Source organism: Kitasatospora sp. GP30 (assembly GCF_029892145.1).
Taxonomy (GTDB): Bacteria; Actinomycetota; Actinomycetes; order Streptomycetales; family Streptomycetaceae; genus Kitasatospora; species Kitasatospora acidiphila.
This window is the reverse complement of sequence record NZ_JARZAH010000003.1, coordinates 1-18,264: the sequence shown is the minus strand read 5'-3', so window position 1 is coordinate 18,264 and position 18,264 is coordinate 1. Positions and strand designations below refer to the sequence as shown.

Genomic DNA, 18,264 nt, shown 5'->3' with positions numbered 1-18,264 from the left:
CAGGTCCTGCACACCGAAGGGCGTAACCGGAGGGCCCCCGGGGGCAGTTGAGTTTGGTGTGAAGAAAAACAACGGTCTCGTCGAGGGCCCCGACGGCCTTGTCTACACCGCCCGCCTGCCGCTGTCGAGTGCCACCTTGAACTGGCTCGCCGACCTGATACGCGGCCACTGCAAGAAGATCGGATCGCGGTGGCGGGCCCTGTCGGCAGGGAGGATCGCCGGCATCGTGCTGGCGGTGCTGCGCTGTGACCAGCGGCCCGGCGACCTGGCCGGCGGGAACGGGGTGCACCGCACCACAGTGACCCGGTGGGTGCGCGAGGTCGTCGGCCTGTTGGCTTCCCGCGCCCCGCGCCTGGACCGCGCGCTTAAGAAGATCGCCCGATCGGGTGGCGGGGTGGTGATGCTCGATGGCTCCCTGATACGCACCCGCCGCCGCACCGGAGTAGCGAACCGGAAGAACTACTCCGGCAAGCACAAATGCCACGGCCTGCTCGTGATCGCGCTCACCGACGACAAGGGCCGCTTGGTGTGGGTCTCCGCGGTCCGGCCCGGACGGACCTCGGAGAACGCCCATAACCAGGTTGAGCACGCCGACATCGACGCACACCAGGCCCCGTGACCTGCAACTTCACGATGCACACGGCTCTATGAACCGGAGGATCGGCTCTGGCTGGCGGCACTGTCCAGCCTGATACCCCGCCACCGTTGGCGGGCGGTCTTCCCGGTGACGCCTGGGACGCTGCTGGCGTGGCATCGTCGACTCATCGCGGCGAAGTGGGACTACAGCACATGGCGCACCCGCACCGGGCGGCCGCCGACGAGAGCGGCGCTCAAGAACCTCGTGCTACGCCTGGAACTGCAGATCTACACCTGCAACGGCACCGCCGCCCAGAACTGGGCCTCCGGCACCACCCTGCCTGCCCCGCAAGCCATCCTCAACATCGGACTGAACGCCACCACGTACCCCACCGTCATCACCCCGGGTGACGCCAACGGCGACGGCAACCCCGACCTCTACGCCGTCAGCAACCTCCAGCAGGTCTACGAGTACCTGGGCACCGCGCCGAACGGTACGGTCGCCCAGCTTGGCAACCCGGTCCCCATCGGACTACTCGGTGGCAACGTCAGCACCACCCTCACTGGTGGCAGCATCATGCGCCCGGGTGACACTGCCTACGCAAAGTACACCCGCCTGGTCATGCAGGCTGACGGCAACCTCGTCCTCTACTCCCTGAAGACCGGCGCCCCTGTGTGGTCGAGCAAGACCAACGGCAACCCCGGCGCCTGGGCCACCATGCAGTCCGACGGCAACCTCGTCGTCTACAAGCCCCTGACGGACAGCAGCGGCAACCCCATCTACCCGACCCCCGGCAGCTCCTCGAACGCCCTCTGGAGCAGCGGAACTCCGGGCTATGCGGGCGCCAAGGCCGTCGTCCAGGACGACTGCAACTTCGTCATCTATGACGCCACCGGACAAGCCCGATGGAACACCAACACCTACAACCCCAACCCCTGACTCCCAGCGTAACCAGCCACTGCTGAAGAGGTGGCTCCGGCCGAACAGCCTGCCGCGAAGCGTGCGCAGCGCGGCACACTGAAGGCAGTGGCCCGTGTTCCCTCTCCGTGAGAGGGGAACACGGGCCACCTGTCTGTGCAGGCATCAGACGCGAGCTGCGTCCGTGATTGTGATGGCCGTTTGTCGGCGTCCGTCTGTCGTGCCCCGCCGCGTGCTGTGGCCGATCTTGCTTCAGGCTTTCACAGGTGCTCGACAGACGAGAGACTGAACAGCGTCGTGGGCATCGGGACCGAGCGAAAGCCGGCTGGCTTGCTCCAGGAGGGCGCGCCACTGGTGGTGGCCGGGGGTGCTCGGTGCCAGGGGGCGTGGTCTGTCATGGCGGCAGCGTGCGAGTGATCACTGACAGCGGCCGTCGCCCCCTGTGTCGATGGCCTGCGGTATCTGGTGCTGGCCGGGCGCGGTGAAGCGCGTGACCTTGGCTGCGGGACGATCCGATGGGGGAGCTCGAGGTCAGGCCCGCTGCCAGGGTGAGGTCAGCGGCACCCGGCGGGTGAGCCGGGACCGCCTCGAGGCGCAGGCCGACGCCTGGGCATCGGTGAACGGATTTCGCGCATCACTCATTTGAGTGAACTGTGATTATTTCCAGTTTGTCTGACGTGTCGTTGGCAATCCCCTCGCCAAGGGTATGCGCGCGGGAGGTGTCGACCGTGGAGACCGGGGCTATGTCGACACCACTGTCCGCCTTGGCCCACGGCACGAGTTACGCCGGCCCGTTGGCAGCATGGGCCGATACCTGCGCCCAGCGGCGAACGAAGGCTGACGATCCGCAACGCCGCGCTCTACGATTCGCCTTCTACGGGCGGGTCTCCACCGAGGATCACCAGGATCCGGCCACCTCTCGGGCATGGCAGCTCCTCCAGGCTCAGTCCCTGATAGCCGGTCACGGCAGGATCGTGGCCGAGTTCTTCGACATCGGGCACAGCCGGACCCTGCCGTGGGCTCGCCGACCGGAGGCCGCCGCGCTGCTCGCCGCCATGGCCGGCCCGGACCGGGACTTCGACGCGATCGTGATCGGCTCCAGCGAACGGGCTTTCCACGGGAGCCAGTTCAGCGTGATGGTGCCACTGTTCGAGCACTACGGCATCGCGGTGTGGATCCCGGAGTTGGGCGGTGCCGCCGACCCGGAGATCGCCGGGCATGAGGAACTGATGGTCCTGCTCGGCATCCTGGCGAAACGCGAGATCGCCCGGACCCGCATACGGGTGCGCACCGCCATGACAGTCCAAACACGGGAGCAGGGCCGCTACTTGGGTGGCAGACCGCCCTACGGGTACCGACTGGTCGATGCCGGCCCGCACCCGAATCGGGCATGGGCCCGACGCGGAGTTCGGCTGCAGCGCCTCGACCTCGATCCGGAGTCTGCTCCGATCGTGCGATGGATCTTCGCCCAGCGCCTTGCGGGGCACAGCATCGCGCGGATCACCCGTGGCCTGAACGACGCGGCCATCCCGTGCCCGTCGGCAGCCGACCCCGAGCGCAACGCGCACCGCAGCGGCGAGGGATGGACGCTGACCACGGTGCGGTCCGTCCTGGCCAACCCCCGCTACACCGGCCGACAGGTGTGGAACCGTCAGCGAACCGACCATGAGCTGATCGACCCTGGCAACACCACGCTCGGCCACCGCGACGTGATGCGCTGGAACACCCCGGACGAGTGGGTCATCTCCACCGCTCCCGCGCACCCGGCGCTGGTCAGCGAGCCAGACTTCGTTGCGGTGCAGAGCCTCAGGGCGGCCCGCGAGGGCGTGCCGGGCCGTGTGCATCTGCTGGCCGGGCTGTTGCGCTGCGGTCTGTGCGGCCGGCTGATGGACTCGTGCTGGTCCCACGACCGCCCTGCCTACCGCTGCCGCCACGGCCGCTCCAGCGCCACCGGACCCCGACCCGACGGTCCCCGCAACATGTACCTGCGCGAGGACCACATCCTGCCCCACCTGCCCGCCCTCTGGATCAGGCTCACCAACACCGACCATCCACAGAGCCGCCCGCTCCGGGGCCAGAGCCTGCCCACGACCGAGGAGATAGCCGCGCGCCTGCGCGCCGCCGGCCTCACCCTGACCTACGACCCAGCGGATAGAACCCTGACCGCGGATGCCCCGTCGAGAGAAAGGATCGCGATCGGCTGACCGTCCCTACCCCGGCCCTCACCGCAGGTCGGGCGAGAAACGGCGAACGCCCGTTCCTCGCCGAAGGCCAGGAACGGGCGCCGATGGACGCTGCCCGCAGAGCGGGAACCGCGTACCAGATGTGTGTCCGAGGGGGACTTGAACCATACGCACATGCCGGTGTGGCGTGGGGACCTGGATATCACTTAGAGTCACTCTTGGAGGCTTGCAGGGAGCCTGCTGCGCCGACCGGCGCTAGAGCGGGTTCGAGCTCTAGCACGACCTCTGAATCGATTCCTATGAGCTCGTAACGCGATCACGTGGCAGCCTTCTTGAGGCGGCGCCGGCAGATCAGTGAGCAGGCCAAGGACACGAGGGCGTTGTGGAGGTCGAGGCGGCGTTCCCAGCGGACGGCCAGGCGCTGAACTGGTGGAGCAGGGCGAAGGTCTGCTCCACCACGTAGCGGAGCTTGCCCAGGCCCTTGATGTCGGGTCGGCCCTTGCGGAGATGACCGGAAGGATCCCGCGTTTGTACAGCTCGCGGCGGTTGGGGTTGCTGTCGTAGCCCTTGTCGCCAAGGAGGGCGTCGGGGCGCTTTCGCGGGTGGCCGACGCGGCCGGTGACGGGCGGGACGCCGTCGACCAGCGCGAGGGTCTGAGTGACGTCGTTGACGTTGGCCGCGGTGGTGATCACATGGAGGGGGATCCCGCCGGGCGTCCGGCCCAGTTGGCACCAGGTACACCAGGACCTCAGCCTCGTTCGTGTCCCCCATCCCCCCACCCTGAGCCAACCGCCCCCCGGCACGCCAGCGCCCGGAGGCCTCCGGGTCACTGATCGGCAGGCCTGGTCGGGGGTGTCCGCTCCCGACCAGGCGGGTGCCCGGTCGGAAACCCCCTGGTGGTAGCCGTACCGCTGGGCTCGGGCTGCGGCGTGGGCGGGGGCGGTGTGGGCAGGGGCGGTGTGGGCAGGGGGCAACTTGGCGAGGGCGAAGCGGTGACGGTGGGCGGGACGGTCGGAGGGCCGAAGGTCGGCCGCAGCACGGTCGCAGGGCGGGTGCCGCCTCCGCCGCCGGCGTCCGCCGTCGGGCCGAACAGGTTGCCGGCCGCCTCGACCGCGCCGCCGCAAGCGAGCAGCGCTGCGGCCAGCACGCTCAGCCCGACGGCGGCGCGCTGCGCCCGGGACGGCGTAGTACGCGGGTCGGAGTCCATCCTCAGTCCACGTATTCCTGGGCGACCTGGATGTACTCGAAGCCCTTGACGTCGGTGGGGATCGTCATCTTGCCGGTCTGCGAGGAGGCGATCAGCGTGTTGAGCAGGCTGGAGATCGCTCCGCTCAGCGCCGACTCGGTGTCCGACCCGTCGGCGACGAACAGCGCCTTGGTCGCCACCCGTTCCAGCACGTCGCGCTTGGCGCCGCCGAAACCGTAGGCGATCACGTGCGGGTGGCGCGGCCAGCTCCGGTCCACCAGGGCGCGGAAGGCGTCCTGCCAGTTCGGGTCGGTCGGGCCGCCGTCGGTCAGGAAGAAGACCGTCGGCCGCAGCACGCTGTAGTGCTGCGCCCGCAGGTCGCTGACGTCCCGTTCGATGCTCTGCCGCAGCCGGGCGAAGGCCTTGCCGTACTCCGTGCGCCCGCCGCAGATCACCTCCGGCATGCTCGGCACCTGCTCCATGTCCGACATCGGGATCACCTCGTGCACGTCGGTGGAGAAGGCGATCACGCAGATCCGGGCGAACTCCGAAACCTTGGGGTTGGTCGCCAGGTTGTAGTGCAGGCGCGCGAGGGTCGCGTTGAGCACGGCCTCCTGCGGTTTCATCGACGCGGACGCGTCGATCACCACGTAGGTCGGCAGGCACTGGGGCATTGGGCACCTCTGGGTCAGTGGTTGACGGCGAGCAGGACGATCAGCAACACGGCGATGACGACCACGCAGACCCACCCGGCGTACGAGGGGGCCCCTGGCTTGGGCGGCTCCGGCACGACCGGGCCGTCGCCGGCGGGGGGCTGGACGACCGGATCCGCCGACGGAGCCGGCGCGGGTCGCGAGGGCAGCGGAGGCAGCGGGCTGCGGACCGGACGCGGCACGGCCCTGAGGTAGGGCCCGCTGTTCAGCGCCTGGTTCAACTGGGCCGCCGAGGGGCGCCGCTCGCGGTCGATCGCGAACAGCATGTCCAGCAGCACCTCGGCGACAGCGGCCTGGTTCGGCCAGTGCGACGCGGCGACGGCGTGGAAGGCGTCCGCCCCGCGCCGGCCGGTCAGGCACTTGGCGGCGAGCAGGCCGATCCGGTAGCGGTCGGTGTACCGGTCCGCGTCGACGCCCGGCGGCGTGAGCGGGTCGGCCCAGTTCGGCTGGTGGATGTCGGGCATCGTTGCCGGCCGGCAGCCGTCGACGTCGATCAGGTAGACCGAGCGCCGGTCCGGACTCCAGAACGCGTTGGAGAACGACCAGTCCGAGTAGACCAGGCCCAGGCCCTCCAGGACCGCGGCGAGCCGGGTCAGTTCGCGGCAGGCCGCCAGCCGGCCCTCGAACCCGGGGGACGGCAGCCCGACGCCGCGGATCGACTCGTCGGACTTCGCCAGCCAGTCGATCTCGACGAACCGGCGCTCGGCGAACGCGCCGCGCCGCAGCTCGGCGCGGTACTGCTCGGGCGCCATCGGGATCACACAGCCGACGACCGGGTTCCCCGGTTCCTCGATCCGCGCCGCCGGCCAGCAGGTGCCGGCGTACAGCAGCGCCCGGTCCGCCTCCGGCAGCGCGTCCGGGGCCGCGATCAGCCGGTCCATCCGACGGGCGTCCTCGGTCGGCAGGTCCGGCCGGTAGAGCTTGGCCAGCCAGCCCGGATGGTCCGTCAGCGGCCGCACCGCGACGGCCTGGCCGTTGTGCTCGGAGATCGGCTCGGCCAGCGCGCCGAGTGCGGCGAGCGGCACGGCCCGCGGCAGCGCCCAGCCCCGCGGTTCCGGGCTGCCGCCGGGGACGGTCCCGTTGGGCACCTTGCCGTCGGGCACGGTTCCGTTGGGCACCTTGCCGTCGGGCACGGTGTCGACCAGGGGTTCCGGGCCGGTCATGCCCCACCGCCGTTCCACACCACGACCGCGGTGCGGTCGTCCAGGCACTGCGGCGCGTCGAAGCCGACGTCGGCGGTGAACCGGGTGGCCGGCACGGGTGCCCGCCAGGCGTTCGCGAAGTACTCGTTGACGCTGCCCGCCGGGTCCGCCCAGGCGTCGCCGATCCCGTCGGTGACCAGGGCCAGCGCGGCACCGGCGGGCAGGCTGAGGTAGTGGGCGACGGCCAGCTGCGGGGTGTCCGGCAGCCGCCCGGCGACCTCGTTCGAGACCACCTCGGCCGCGCGGTCCTTGGCCTCTCCGGCGGCGAACCGCCACTGCGCGACCCGCGGGTCGAGGGTCCAGGCCGAACTGTCGCCGAGCGACCCGATCCAGGCCCGCGCCACACCGTTCGCGTCCGGCTCGGCCACCACTGCGGTGACCAGCACGGTGGCCAGGTGCGCGGCGTCGATGCCGCGGCCGGCCGCGTGCGCGGTGATTGACTCCGCGATCCGCCCGAACAGCCCCGCGACGTCGAGCCGGTCGAAGCCGACCGCCTCGACCTGCTCGCGCAGCAGGGTGACGGCCTGGCTGGAGGCCATGGTGGCCCCGGTGTCGGAGAGGGCCGCGCTGGACAGGCCGTCGGCCACGGCCACGATGACGTACCGGCTGTCCCTGCTCCGCCCGATCCGGTAGGAGTCCTGCCGCGGCCCGGCAGGCCGGCCGCAGCGGTGGCCGGGCCCGACCACGGAGGCCGCGCGGACGCCGAGCACGCCGACCTGGGCCTCGTCGGCGGCGATCCCGTTCTGCACCGTGCGCTCCGGCAGCAGCCACGGGTAGCCCTGCGCGGGGGCGCCCTCGCCGAAGCGGGGCACGCTCAGGTCGGTCGGCCGCTCGCGCAGGAACGGCCGGGGCTGCGCGGGCCGGGTCGTCGGCGCCACCGCTGCCGCGACGTAGCGGCAGATCGGTGCCGTCGCTTCCGGCTGGGGTTCCCGGTCGGTCCGCTCCCGCACCCTGTCCTGCTCCCGTTCGTCTTCCCGGGTGAGCGTCGCGGCGGCCTCGGAACCCAGCACCGCCGCCGCGCCGACCAGGCCCACCGCCGCGAGGGCGAGCAGGTCCACCAGTCGGCCGAAGTGCCGGTGCGCCGTGCTGACCTCGACGAACGCCCCGACGACCACGGCCGCGAGGAACAGCGCCCGCACCCACCCGTCCAGCAGGCCGCCCCGACCGCTCCGGCCGTCCAGCCGGATGCCGTCCTCGCTCACGGCCGGCCCCCGGAATCGCGGGACCGGGGGCCGGAGCCGAAGTGCTGGCTGCCGTACTGCACCGCGAACACCTCGCCCGAATCGGTCGCGGAGTTGTTCTGGACCGCGATGTCCGGCCGCTCGGACGCCCGCAGCGCGGCCAGCGCCCTGACCTCCTGGGCGAGCGCCGGGTCCCGGTCGAGCAACTGGTACAGCGCCTCGGCCCAGTAGTCCACGACCGTGCGGTCGACCGCTCCCCTCGCGGCGGTCGACCGCCGTTCCAGCGCCGCGGACAGCTCCTCGTGCCGGCTGCTCCGGGCCCGCGCGAGCACGCCGCCCATCAGCCGCCTCGCCTCCTGCCAGAGGTCGGTGCCCATCGCGGACACCAGGGCGGTGGCGCCGCTCGCGGCCAGCTCGGCGAGTTCCTCGTTCATCGGGGTGTCAGCTCCGTTCGGTGTAGTGGACGTGCTGTTCGCCGCGGCTGACGGCGAAGACGGCACTGCGCCCGCGGGCCTGGACGAGTTGCTCCACGCGGCGCGGCTCGCCCCCCTCGGGCCGCTCGGGCCGCTCGTCGGGGCTGGTGCCGGTGCCGGAGTCGGTGCCCCGGCCGGCAGCGGGCTGCGGCCCGACCGGGCTGCCCGGGTACCAGAGCCAGGCCTCGGCGGCGTACTCCTTGACCCGGACCTCGGCCGCGGTGAAGGCGCCGCGCTCCAGCCCCGGGTAGCCGTGCCCCACCGTCTCCTCGTAGACGTGCCGCGAGAGGATCGCGGCCACCGGGGTGCCCTCCGGCCCGGCCAGCGAGGCCTGCCGCAGCGGGTCCGAGTCGAGCAGCCGGGCGAGCGCTTCGAAGGGCGTGCCGGAGACGGCACCGGCCGGCTCGAACCGGAGTTCGCCCGCGTGCGCCGAAACCCGCACCCGCAACCGGGCGTCCGGGCAGGCCTGCTCGTTGTGCTCGCGGATCCGCACGCTCAGCTCCGGCAGCAGCGGGACCAGCAGCGCGGCCTTGGGCAACCCGGCCGGGGCGATGAGCTGGCAGCCGTCGCCGGTGTCCACGTAACCGAAGTCCCTCGGGCCCAGGTCCGCGACGGCCAGCCCCCCGGACAGCGCCGCTCGCAGCACCCTCCGGATCTCCTGCAACCGGTGCTCGCCACGGCCCGCGGAACCGGCGATGTCGCACGCCAGCAGGGCTCGGTACTCGTACCTCGGGTTCACTTTCCCTCCGCGATCACGACGGGGGCCGGCAAACCGGAGATCGAGTTGCCGGAGCACCGAACTGGCGATGCCGTCACGATGATTGACGAGATCGTAGGGGAGGGGTCCTCGGGTAGAACGGCTACTAATACCGCTTGTCCGGCTTCGGCCGGTCGAGGAAGAGGAGTGGCCGATGGGCAGCACGCGAGCGAGCAGCGCACGGGTGGGCAGCACGCGGGTCGGCGGGACACGGGCCGGCGGGACACGGGCCGGCGGGACGCGGGTGCGCGGGGCCGAGCCCTACTGGCCGCCGGCCGGGCTGCTCGGCCGGGTCGACGAGGCCAACCGCCGGGTCCTGCTCGGGCTCGGCCACGGCGTGGCCTACCCGGCCGGGCAGATCACCATCCGCGAGGCCGACACCTCGGACTTCGCACTGCTGCTGATCGGCGGCACGGTGAAGGCCACCGCGCACGCCCAGGACGGCCGCGAGGCGCTGCTCGCCGTGCGGATGGCCGGCGACCTGGTCGGCGAGCTCGCCGGGATCGACGGCCAGCCGCGGATCGCCACCGTGACCGCCTGCGGCCGGGTGCTGGCCCGCTACATCCTGCGCTCCGAGCTGCTGGAGTGCACGAAGCAGCACCCGGCCATCGGACTCGCCGTCAGCGCGAGCGTGGTGGCCAAGCTGCGCACGGCGACCGGACGGATCGTCGACTTCACCGGCTGCGACGTGCTCGGACGGCTGGCCAGGATCCTGCACCACCTCGCCGTCACCTACCGGCGCCCCGGCCGCAACGACGCCCAACTCCCGCTGACCCAGCCGGAAATGGCCACCCTGGTCGGCGCAGCCGAGTCCTCGGTCCACAAAGCCCTGCGGGCCCTGCGGGAGTCGGGCGCGATCGTCACGGGCTACCGCAGGATCACCATCCTCGACCTCGACCACCTCGCCCGGATCGCCGCCGCGGCCGGGCCGACCGGCTCGCCGGGGATCTCGCCGAACACGTAACAGTGCCGGGTTCGCGCACCGGGTCGGCGCCAGCATGACCTGATGCGGGGGTCCGTCCGTTGGACAGGGGGTAAGCAGGTGCCAGAGAAACAGGCCATGCAGTTCGGCAACGTGTCCGGAGCGGTCATCGTGGGCGACGGGAACACCGTCAACCAGCTGACGATCCACGCCGACTCCGACTCGAACGTCATCGTCCACACGGGCCCGCTGCCGGACCCGGTCAAGCGCCACCCGATCTCCCAGCTCCCGCGGCCCGCCACCGAGCCGCTGATCGGCCGCGAGGAGGACCTCCAGACCCTCCGCGCCGCCCTCGGAGCGAACAAGGTGGTGCAGCTCTGGGGCACGGCCGGGGTCGGCAAGAGCGCCCTGCTGCGCCACCTCGCCTGCACGCTGCCGGGCGGGTCCGACGGCGTGGCCTACATCGAGGCCGGCGGCCGGACGGCCGACGACATCGCGCAGGCGATCTTCGACATCAGCTTCGACGCGCCGAACTACAAGCCGTCGGCAGAGGTGCTGAAGCAGCACCTGGAGACCCTGTACCTGCGGATCTACCTGGACGACACCGGACTCGACCACGCGGAGCTGCGCCGGCTCTTCGACATGGCCAAGCAGTCCGCGTTCGTCTTCACCTCGCAGCAGCCGTCCGCCGCCAACGGAGTGCACCAGATCCGGCTCGCCGGGCTGTCGGCCGCGGCGGGGGCGCGCCTGGTCCAGGCGGTACTGCCCCGCGAACTGCGCCCCGACGAGGTGCGCACCGTCACGGCGCTGAGCAACGCCGTGGACGGCAACCCGCTCCGGCTGCGCCGGATCGCCTCCTCGGCCGCGAGCGGCCGGGGCCTGCCGGGCATCACCGACCTCCCCGGACTGCTCCCCGCGCTGCTCAACACGCTCACGCCCGCCGAGCGCGACCTGCTGCACCTGCTCAGCACGCTCTCCGGCGCCGAGCTGGCCGCCCGGCAGCTCAACACCCTGCTCGGCCGCACCGACGCCGAGGGGATCGCCGAGGGCCTGGTGCGGCACGGCCTGCTGATCGCCTCGGAGACCGGCTACGGCTGCCCGCCAGACGTCGCCGACTGCGTGCTGAATAGCCGGATGACGGAGTACCCCGCCGAGCCGCTCTGCCGGGCGCTCACCGCGTGGGTGGAGGCGCGGGATACCGCGCCGGACGACGTCGCGGCGCACTTCCGGGCGCTGGACGCCGCCGTGCTGCGCGCGGAGCGGGGCGGACAGGCGCAACTCGGCCTCGCGCTGGCCCGGGCCGCCTCGCCGAAGCTGGCGCTGTCCCGGCAGTTCGACGCATGGGGCAGCCTACTCGGCACCGGTTGGGCGGTGGCGAAGAGCACCGGAAACACGGCGGCCGAGGAGTTCTTCGTGCGCGAGGCGCGCAGCCGCCGCAAGGCGATCGGCACGGGCCTGCAGCGGACGGCCCTGGTACTGGAGGCCGAGGCACTCTGGCACGAACTCGCCGCTCTGCGAGCGCACTCGACGGCCCATCAGATCGCCGGCCAGGCGGGCTTCCCCCCGCCGCCGGGCAGTCCGGCCCCACCGGTGCACCCGCCGACGATCGCCCACCCCGTGCCACCTACGCCCGGCCCGCCGCCTCCCGTGCACCCGACCGTGGTGCGGCCAGTCGTCAACCTGTCCAACTCCGCGCCGCAGTCCCCCTCGACCGCCCCCCACGTGCCCGCTGCACACGCCCCCGCGCCGCACGTTCCCACCCAGGTCACGCAGTCACGCGTCGACCTCTCGAACGCGAACACGCAGGCGCAGAACCAGGCGCACACGCAGATCAACGCACAGGCCCACACCCAGGCCCACACCCAGGCCACCCACTCCACACACGCCGCGAACAGCGCCACCACGGCCACCCACTCCACACACGCCGCGAACAGCGCCACCACGGCCGCCCAACCCGCGCACGCCGCGACCGGCGCCACCGCGGCCGGCACCGGCCACGGCACGGTCGCCGCCGTCGGCGCAGCAGGCGCCAAGGGCGGCCTGTCCGCGCTCGCCCTCACCTGCACCCTCGGTCTCGTCGCCGTGGTCGGCGTGGGGGCCGTGGTCTACGCCGACAACCAGCCGAGCGCGGCACCGGTCGTCACGTCGTTCCCCAGCTTCAGTTTCCCTCCGGTGCCCACTCTCCCGCCGGTCCCCGCTCCCTGGACGCCCCCCGTCGACGACAGCACGCCCACGCCCACCACCGATCCTGCGTGCGCCATCGTGTATCCCGCCTGGCCGTCGGAGATCGACCAGTTCAACACCGACGGCTCCACTCTCGGCGCCGCTACCGACTCCTACAACCGCGCCGTGGACTCGTACAACTCGGGTCAAACGTCGACCACTCCGGACGACAGCACGATGCACTCCGACGCCGGCACCGTCGTCGGCGATCTGAACTCCATGGAGGCCACACTGCACAGCGCCTTGTCGCAGGCCCAGGACTCCTCCGTGGTGGCAGACCTCAACGGCATGCTGACTCCCACCCAGCAGGACATCCAGCTGTACCAAGCGTTCGAGAGCGGTCAGACCCGCACGTACGACGACTCGAGCCAGTCAACCGCCATGAACTCCGCAGACCTCAATCTGATCTCGGCCTGTTACGACTGATGGTCGATCACATCAACTGAAAGGGCAGCCCTATGCCCACCGGCCCCACCCACCCCACCATCCACACCGGAGACGTCTCCGGCACCGTCATCGTCGGCGACAACAACCAGGTGACGACCACGACGCACACCCCCGAACCAGCGCAACCCCAACCGCACCAGCAGAACTCCGCCGAGGACCAGGCCGCCGTCTTCGCGGTCGAACACGGCACCATGCACGTCACCTACAACCAGCACAACCACCCCGCCACCGAAGACCCCGCACCGGACCACTGAACAAACCCGCGTGCCCCGGCCGACAACCGACCGGGGCACGCTTCCCCTCTTGCCCGCCCACTCACTCCTCGCCCGACAGCAGCTCCAGGTCCTGGGCGCTCAGCGTCGCCGTCCTCAGCAGCTCCCGAATCAGGTTGACGCTCAACGTCGAGCCGACCGGCTCACCGACCTCTTCCCGCAGCAGTCCGCGCACGCCCCGCCGGTGCAGCCGCTCGCGCACGTCCTCGACCGTGTTCGCGACCGACTTGTGAGTCCAGGACTTGGCCGCGTAGGGCGAGGAGTTGGCCAGCCGGGCGGTGTCCTCCCAGGCCAGCGGGAGCGGGAAGGCGTCCTGACCCAGCAGGTAGCGCCGGGCCAGCGCGGTGAGCACCAGCCGTTCGTGCGGCGAGAGTTCGTAGACCGTCTCGGGATCCACCGTCTCCGCGCCGGTGGTGGACCGGGGTTGCCTGTCGTCCCCGTCCACGACACGGACCTCCACCAGGTGCGAGCGCCGTTTGGACGAGTTGATCACAAGCGGGGTGTACCCGGGCTCGACGATCCGCTTGTGACCGGTGAGCACCAGCACGCCGCCTGGCAGTTCGATCGGCAGGTTGCCGGTGTTGACCAGCCACCAGTTCCGGTCCGCGCCGGTGCAGGTGAGGATGCCGTGCCGCCGGCTGACGGTCGGGTCGTCCACGCCGACCGGAACGTGCACGTCCTCGCGGTCGCGCCCGAACAGCAGCGTGTACCGGCGCGGCGGCACGGCGTACCCGCCCTCCGGGCCCAGCACGAAGATCGTCCTCGGCGGTGCCGCCGGCACCCGGTCGGCGGGGCTGCCCGGCGGCAGTATCTGGGGTGGGAAGCTTCCGTGTGCCATCTCGCGTACCTCCGGCTCGGCTCGGGCCAGTGTACGAACACGCCCCGGGGACCGGTCCTCCCGGATGCTCCGTCAACTTGTGTTGCATACGGTGAACTTGCTCGATAATCTACCCGCCGTGAGCGCGATCGGTCGGGAACCGGAAACCTGCTGATGATCGACAGCACGATCGCCGAACCACTCGGTCCGGACGATCCGCAGGAGATCGGCAGCTTCACCGTCATCGGCGTGCTCGGCGTCGGCGGGATGGGCGAGGTCTACCTCGGGGCGTCGGACCGGGGCTACGCCGCCGTCAAGCGCGTGCGACCCCGGCTGGTCTCCCCCGACCGGTTCGAGCGCGAGGTCGGCATCCTCTACCGCGTGCCGTTCGGCGTCGGGCCGCGGGTGCTGGCGAGCGACGGCACCGCGGAACGCCCCTGGTTCGCCACCGAGTACGTGCCCGGCCTCACCGTGGACGAGGCGGTCCGGCTGCGCGGGCCGCTGCCCGCCGGCGCACTGTGGCTGCTGCTGGCCGAGACGGCCGTCCAGCTGCGTGCCGTGCACACCTCCGGGATCGTGCACCGCGACGTCAAGCCGGGCAACGTGATGCTGGTGCGCGACGGCGTGAAGCTGATCGACTTCGGCATCGCGCGCGCCGCCGACCAGGCCAAGCTCACCAGGAGCGGTGGCGGCTTCGGCACGCAGGGGTTCTCGGCGCCCGAGCAGCAGGCCGGGGCCGAGGAGGTGGCCGCACCCGCGGACGTCTACTCGCTCGGCGCGCTGCTGCTCTACGCCGCCTCGGGTCGGACGCCCGGTGTCGTCCCCGACCTCGAACCGCTGCACACGGTGGATGCCGAGCTCGCCGCCGTCCTCGCGCCCTGCCTCGCCGCCGACCCCGGTGCGCGGCCCACCGCCCACGAGCTCGTCAAGGCGACCCGCGCACAGCTGCCCGCTCCGCTCCCGTCCTGGCCCCCGGAGGTCGCGGCGCGGATCGCCGCACGACGCGACTTCGCCGCCACGCCAGTCAGCAAGTTGGAGACAGTCCCGCCGCCGGACCTGGAACCCGAACCCGAGCCGGTTCCGAAGTCCGCGGCCCGGCCCGGAGCCAGGCGCCGCCTGCTGGTACCGGCCGCCGCCGTGATCGCCCTCGGCTCGGTGGCGGCGTTCCTGTTCAGCCCTTCAGCATCGCCGCAGGGCGGCGCCGCCCGGCCGTCCGGCAGTTCGCCGGTCACCACCCAGCTCGCGGCCGGCACCACCCAGCCGCCCACCGCGAGCCCGTCGCCCACCCAGGCCGCCCCAACCGCCCAGAGCACTCCGCCGACCCCGGCGGACTCCGCCGGAGCCCCCCAGCCAGCTCCCCCCGGCAGCCCGGGCAGCCCGGGCACTCCCGGCCCCCGCAGCACCCCCGGCACTCCCACCAGCCGCAGCACGAGCCCGGCCCCGGCCCCGGTTCCGAACCCGGCCCTCGCTTCCTCCCCCGCGCCCTCGGCGGCCGTCCCCACCCCCACCTCCTCGTCGATCAGCGGCATCAACGGCGGCGACGACCCGGCCCAGGTCAAGGGATCCGAGGCGGACACCGACTGGGTCGGCAACGACGCCGCCTGCTCCGCCTGGCTGGACACCGATGGCGCGGGGGGCCTCTCCGGCGTGCTCAACACCTCGCTGGGTCAGACCTGCGTCGCCGAGCTCTACCGCAGCGACGGCGTCGCCTATACCTTCCGTGCCTCCTGGGGCGCCGCCCGGACCAGCTCCCTCCCGAACGCCGGCACCACGATGTGGATCTGCGTCTGGAACGCGAGCGCCCAGTCGGACGAGCAGTGCTCCCCGCACTTCGCCATGAACGGCACCACCCCGGTCCACCAGTGACGCCCACCCGGCAACGCGAACGGCCCCGGACGACACGCCCGAGGCCGAACTGACCGGTGGCCCCACGCCCGTCCCCTCGGCGTGGCGGCGATCGGCTGTGTGCCGTCCACTTGAGCCGCGTGCCACCCGAGTTGCGGTAGGCGATGGTCTTGTTGATCAGGTTTCCGCCGTCGGTCTCGACCCCAGTCTGCTCCTGCTGCCCCGCGCCGAACAGGATGGCGGCGACGTGCGAGTTCGCCACCTGGTCCATGTGGCCGAAGAACCGGTCGACCTTGTCGTCCTGGCAGTGGTTGAGGGTGTTGTTCTGGGCCATGTTGCCGATGGGGACCTACCACAGGACCACGGGCCGACCGGTCGACTCGGCCATCGTCCTGCATCAGTTCAGCGTGGCGTTGGCCTGAAGGGTGTCTTTACTGTCGCTACGGTTGCTGAGCAGCGGCTTTGCGAGCGGGCGTGCCCTGGCATGATCGCTGGTTGTGGGTCTGCGACTGCTTTACTTGATCTTCTGCCGGGTGCTGGGCTGGCTTGCCCTGTTGGTTCGTTCCTCTGCCGTGAAGAACGCCGAGATCCTGGCCTTGCGCCACGAGGTGGCCGTACTGCGCCGACAGGTGGGCAGGCCGCGGATGTCCTGGGTGGACCGCGCTGTGCTTGCCGCGCTGGCCCGCCAGCTACCGTCGATGCTGCGTCGGCATCGGCTCGTCACTCCGGGCACGCTGCTGTCGTGGCATCGGCGTTTGGTGTGCTGGAAGTGGCGACAGCCACCGGCCAAACCCGGCCGGCCACCAGTGCCCGAGGAGATCGTCGCGCTCATCCGGCGCCTGGCCAGGGAAAACCCGACCTGGGGCTACGTCAGGATCCAGGGCGAGCTGGGCCGTCTCGGCCGTCGGGTCGCTGCAGCCACCATCCGTCGAGTCCTGCGCCGCCTGGGCCTGCCGCCCGCTCCCCAGCGCGTCGGTCAGCAGAGTTGGCGGACCTTCCTGCATACGCAGGCTCACACGCTTCTCGCCTGCGACTTCATGCACGTGGACACCGTCTTCCTCCTGCGCCTCTACGTCTTCTTCGTCATGGAGATCAAGACCCGGCGCGTCCACGTTCTCGGTGTCACAGCACACCCGAAGGGGGAGTGGGTGGCTCAGCTCGCCCGGAACTTGCTGATGGACCTGGGCGACAGAGCTGGCGACTTTCGGTTCCTCATCCGCGACCGCGACGCGAAGTTCACCACTGCCTTCGACGCCGTCTTCGCCAGCAACGGCACGATGGTGATCCCGACCCCGCGGCTGAGTCCGCGCTCGAATGCCTTCGCGGAACGGTGGATACGCACTGTGCGCGCCGAATGCACCGACCGGATGCTCATCGCCGGCGAACACCACTTGCGCGCCGTGCTCGGCGAGTACGCCGAGCACTACAACACCGGAAGAGCCCATCGCGGCCTCGACCTGCGCGCCCCGGATGACGAACCGAACGTCATCTCCCTGCCCGCTGCGGCGGTCAGGCGCCGCCGAGTGCTCGGTGGTTTGCTCAACGAGTACTACGCCACCTCGATCGGCCCGTCTCTCGGCTCACATGAAAAGCCCAGATCAGCGGCCTAATCGGAGTTTTGACACCCTTCAGGACTCTGTTGCCTAATTCCGTGGTTGCTGGGGATGCTGCTGCTGGCTGGGTTTTGAGAGGTCGGGGGTCTTGGTGTCGGTGCAGCCGCGTTCGTGGCCGGCGGTTCCAGAACAGACGGTGGTGGTGGCCCGTGCGGCGTTTCCCAAGGGTGTGCTGGCGATCCGGGTCCGGGACGAGCTCGGGGAGTTGTTCGCTGACGAGGAGTTCGCCTCGGCGTTCGGCGTCCGAGGCAGGCCGGGGATCTCGCCGGGACAGCTGGCGCTGGTCACGGTGCTCCAGTTCACGGAGAACCTGACGGACCGACAGGCGGCGATAGCGGTGCGCGGGCGGATCGACTGGAAGTACGGCCTCGGGCTGGAGCTGACCGATCCGGGATTCGACCACACCGTGCTGACCGGCTTCCGGCAACGGCTGCTCGACCACGGCCTGGAGGAGCGGGTGCTTGCCCTGCTGCTGGCCCGGCTGGGGTCGCTCGGCCTGGTCAAGGCGGGTGGCAGGCAGCGCACGGATTCCACACAGGTACTGGCGGCGGTGCGCTCGCTGAACCGGCTGGAGTTCATCGCCGAGACGCTGCGCGCGGCACTGGAGGCACTGGCCGCGGCGGCCCCGGGCTGGCTGACCCCATTGGTCGATGAGGAGTGGGTCAAGCGGTACGGGGCCCGGATGGACTCCTACCGGCTGCCCGCCGGTGAGGACAAGCGCAAGGCCGCCGCCGCGCAGGTGGCGGCCGACGGGTTCCGTCTCCTGGAGGCCGCCTGGGCGACTTCCGCACCGCGATGGCTTCGCGAGCTGCCCGCGGTGGCCACCATGCGGACGGTATGGATCCAGCAGTTCCACCGCACCATCGCCGACGGCCGGCAGGAGGTGGCCTGGCGGGAGGAGAAAGACCTCCCGCCAGGCAGAATGCGCCTGTCCT

The 18,264-nt window shown here is 71.4% G+C and carries 13 protein-coding genes and 2 pseudogenes; 9 read left to right on the top strand and 6 right to left on the bottom strand.

What is annotated here, in order from left to right:
- Window positions 1-58: 58 nt before the first annotated feature.
- From P3T35_RS05795 to P3T35_RS05785, 3 genes and pseudogenes are all read left to right on the top strand, one after another.
- Window positions 59-565: pseudogene (locus tag P3T35_RS05795) on the top strand (transposase family protein); the annotation flags it as partial.
- A 105-nt stretch (window positions 566-670) separates the two neighbouring features.
- Window positions 671-853, top strand: a pseudogene (locus tag P3T35_RS05790) (integrase); the annotation flags it as partial.
- Between the two features lie 1,385 nt (window positions 854-2,238).
- Entirely contained in the window at window positions 2,239-3,699 is a 1,461-nt protein-coding gene (locus P3T35_RS05785) for a recombinase family protein (RefSeq protein WP_101379494.1), read from the top strand.
- A gap of 1,188 nt (window positions 3,700-4,887) precedes the next feature.
- Here the strand turns inward: P3T35_RS05785 and P3T35_RS05780 are convergent.
- From P3T35_RS05780 to P3T35_RS05760, 5 genes are read right to left on the bottom strand one after another with little or no spacing between them, the layout of a single operon-like run.
- Window positions 4,888-5,538, bottom strand: coding sequence for a VWA domain-containing protein (locus tag P3T35_RS05780; protein WP_101379493.1), 651 nt, complete (start codon window positions 5,536-5,538; stop codon window positions 4,888-4,890).
- A 14-nt stretch (window positions 5,539-5,552) separates the two neighbouring features.
- Window positions 5,553-6,740 (bottom strand): hypothetical protein, encoded by a 1,188-nt coding sequence (locus P3T35_RS05775; RefSeq protein ID WP_101379492.1) that lies wholly within the window; start codon window positions 6,738-6,740, stop codon window positions 5,553-5,555.
- Window positions 6,737-7,981: a protein phosphatase 2C domain-containing protein gene (locus tag P3T35_RS05770; RefSeq protein WP_101379491.1), complete on the bottom strand. Its 1,245-nt coding sequence runs from the start codon at window positions 7,979-7,981 to the stop codon at window positions 6,737-6,739. The genes P3T35_RS05775 and P3T35_RS05770 overlap by 4 nt, the downstream gene beginning before the upstream one ends.
- Window positions 7,978-8,394, bottom strand: coding sequence for a hypothetical protein (locus P3T35_RS05765; RefSeq protein WP_101379490.1), 417 nt, complete (start codon window positions 8,392-8,394; stop codon window positions 7,978-7,980). Before P3T35_RS05765 ends, P3T35_RS05770 begins: the two co-directional genes overlap by 4 nt.
- A gap of 7 nt (window positions 8,395-8,401) precedes the next feature.
- Window positions 8,402-9,172 (bottom strand): hypothetical protein, encoded by a 771-nt coding sequence (locus tag P3T35_RS05760; protein WP_101379489.1) that lies wholly within the window; start codon window positions 9,170-9,172, stop codon window positions 8,402-8,404.
- 172 nt (window positions 9,173-9,344) lie between these two features.
- Here P3T35_RS05760 and P3T35_RS05755 point away from each other — a divergent pair, with 172 nt between their 5' ends.
- The 3 genes from P3T35_RS05755 to P3T35_RS05745 all read left to right on the top strand — a co-directional run bounded on the left by P3T35_RS05755 (window position 9,345) and on the right by P3T35_RS05745 (window position 13,036).
- Entirely contained in the window at window positions 9,345-10,154 is an 810-nt protein-coding gene (locus tag P3T35_RS05755) for a Crp/Fnr family transcriptional regulator (protein ID WP_280704504.1), read from the top strand.
- Between the two features lie 78 nt (window positions 10,155-10,232).
- Entirely contained in the window at window positions 10,233-12,761 is a 2,529-nt protein-coding gene (locus P3T35_RS05750; RefSeq protein WP_143676760.1) for an ATP-binding protein, read from the top strand.
- Between the two features lie 32 nt (window positions 12,762-12,793).
- Window positions 12,794-13,036: a hypothetical protein gene (locus P3T35_RS05745; protein ID WP_101379487.1), complete on the top strand. Its 243-nt coding sequence runs from the start codon at window positions 12,794-12,796 to the stop codon at window positions 13,034-13,036.
- A gap of 61 nt (window positions 13,037-13,097) precedes the next feature.
- On the opposite strand, the gene P3T35_RS05740 is transcribed toward P3T35_RS05745, so the two are convergent.
- Complete coding sequence (locus P3T35_RS05740) at window positions 13,098-13,892, bottom strand: FHA domain-containing protein (RefSeq protein ID WP_101379486.1); 795 nt, start codon at window positions 13,890-13,892, stop codon at window positions 13,098-13,100.
- Window positions 13,893-14,045: 153 nt separating this feature from the next.
- Between P3T35_RS05740 and P3T35_RS05735 the strand changes: the two genes are divergently transcribed.
- From P3T35_RS05735 to P3T35_RS05725, 3 genes are all read left to right on the top strand, one after another.
- Window positions 14,046-15,737 (top strand): serine/threonine protein kinase, encoded by a 1,692-nt coding sequence (locus tag P3T35_RS05735; protein WP_101379485.1) that lies wholly within the window; start codon window positions 14,046-14,048, stop codon window positions 15,735-15,737.
- 476 nt (window positions 15,738-16,213) lie between these two features.
- Complete coding sequence (locus P3T35_RS05730; RefSeq protein WP_101379484.1) at window positions 16,214-17,326, top strand: integrase core domain-containing protein; 1,113 nt, start codon at window positions 16,214-16,216, stop codon at window positions 17,324-17,326.
- Between the two features lie 139 nt (window positions 17,327-17,465).
- On the top strand, window positions 17,466-18,264 hold a 799-nt coding region (locus P3T35_RS05725), incomplete at its 3' end, for a transposase (RefSeq protein ID WP_280704494.1).

What these genes read in the sequence shown, in the direction of transcription:
- P3T35_RS05745 (WP_101379487.1), top strand. Translation starts at nt 12,794, where the DNA reads ATGCCCACCGGCCCCACCCACCCCACCATCCACACCGGAGACGTCTCC.
- P3T35_RS05740 (WP_101379486.1), bottom strand. Translation starts at nt 13,892, where the DNA reads ATGGCACACGGAAGCTTCCCACCCCAGATACTGCCGCCGGGCAGCCCC.
- P3T35_RS05775 (WP_101379492.1), bottom strand. Translation starts at nt 6,740, where the DNA reads ATGACCGGCCCGGAACCCCTGGTCGACACCGTGCCCGACGGCAAGGTG.
- P3T35_RS05765 (WP_101379490.1), bottom strand. Translation starts at nt 8,394, where the DNA reads ATGAACGAGGAACTCGCCGAGCTGGCCGCGAGCGGCGCCACCGCCCTG.
- P3T35_RS05755 (WP_280704504.1), top strand. Translation starts at nt 9,345, where the DNA reads ATGGGCAGCACGCGAGCGAGCAGCGCACGGGTGGGCAGCACGCGGGTC.
- P3T35_RS05735 (WP_101379485.1), top strand. Translation starts at nt 14,046, where the DNA reads ATGATCGACAGCACGATCGCCGAACCACTCGGTCCGGACGATCCGCAG.
- P3T35_RS05785 (WP_101379494.1), top strand. Translation starts at nt 2,239, where the DNA reads ATGTCGACACCACTGTCCGCCTTGGCCCACGGCACGAGTTACGCCGGC.
- P3T35_RS05780 (WP_101379493.1), bottom strand. Translation starts at nt 5,538, where the DNA reads ATGCCCCAGTGCCTGCCGACCTACGTGGTGATCGACGCGTCCGCGTCG.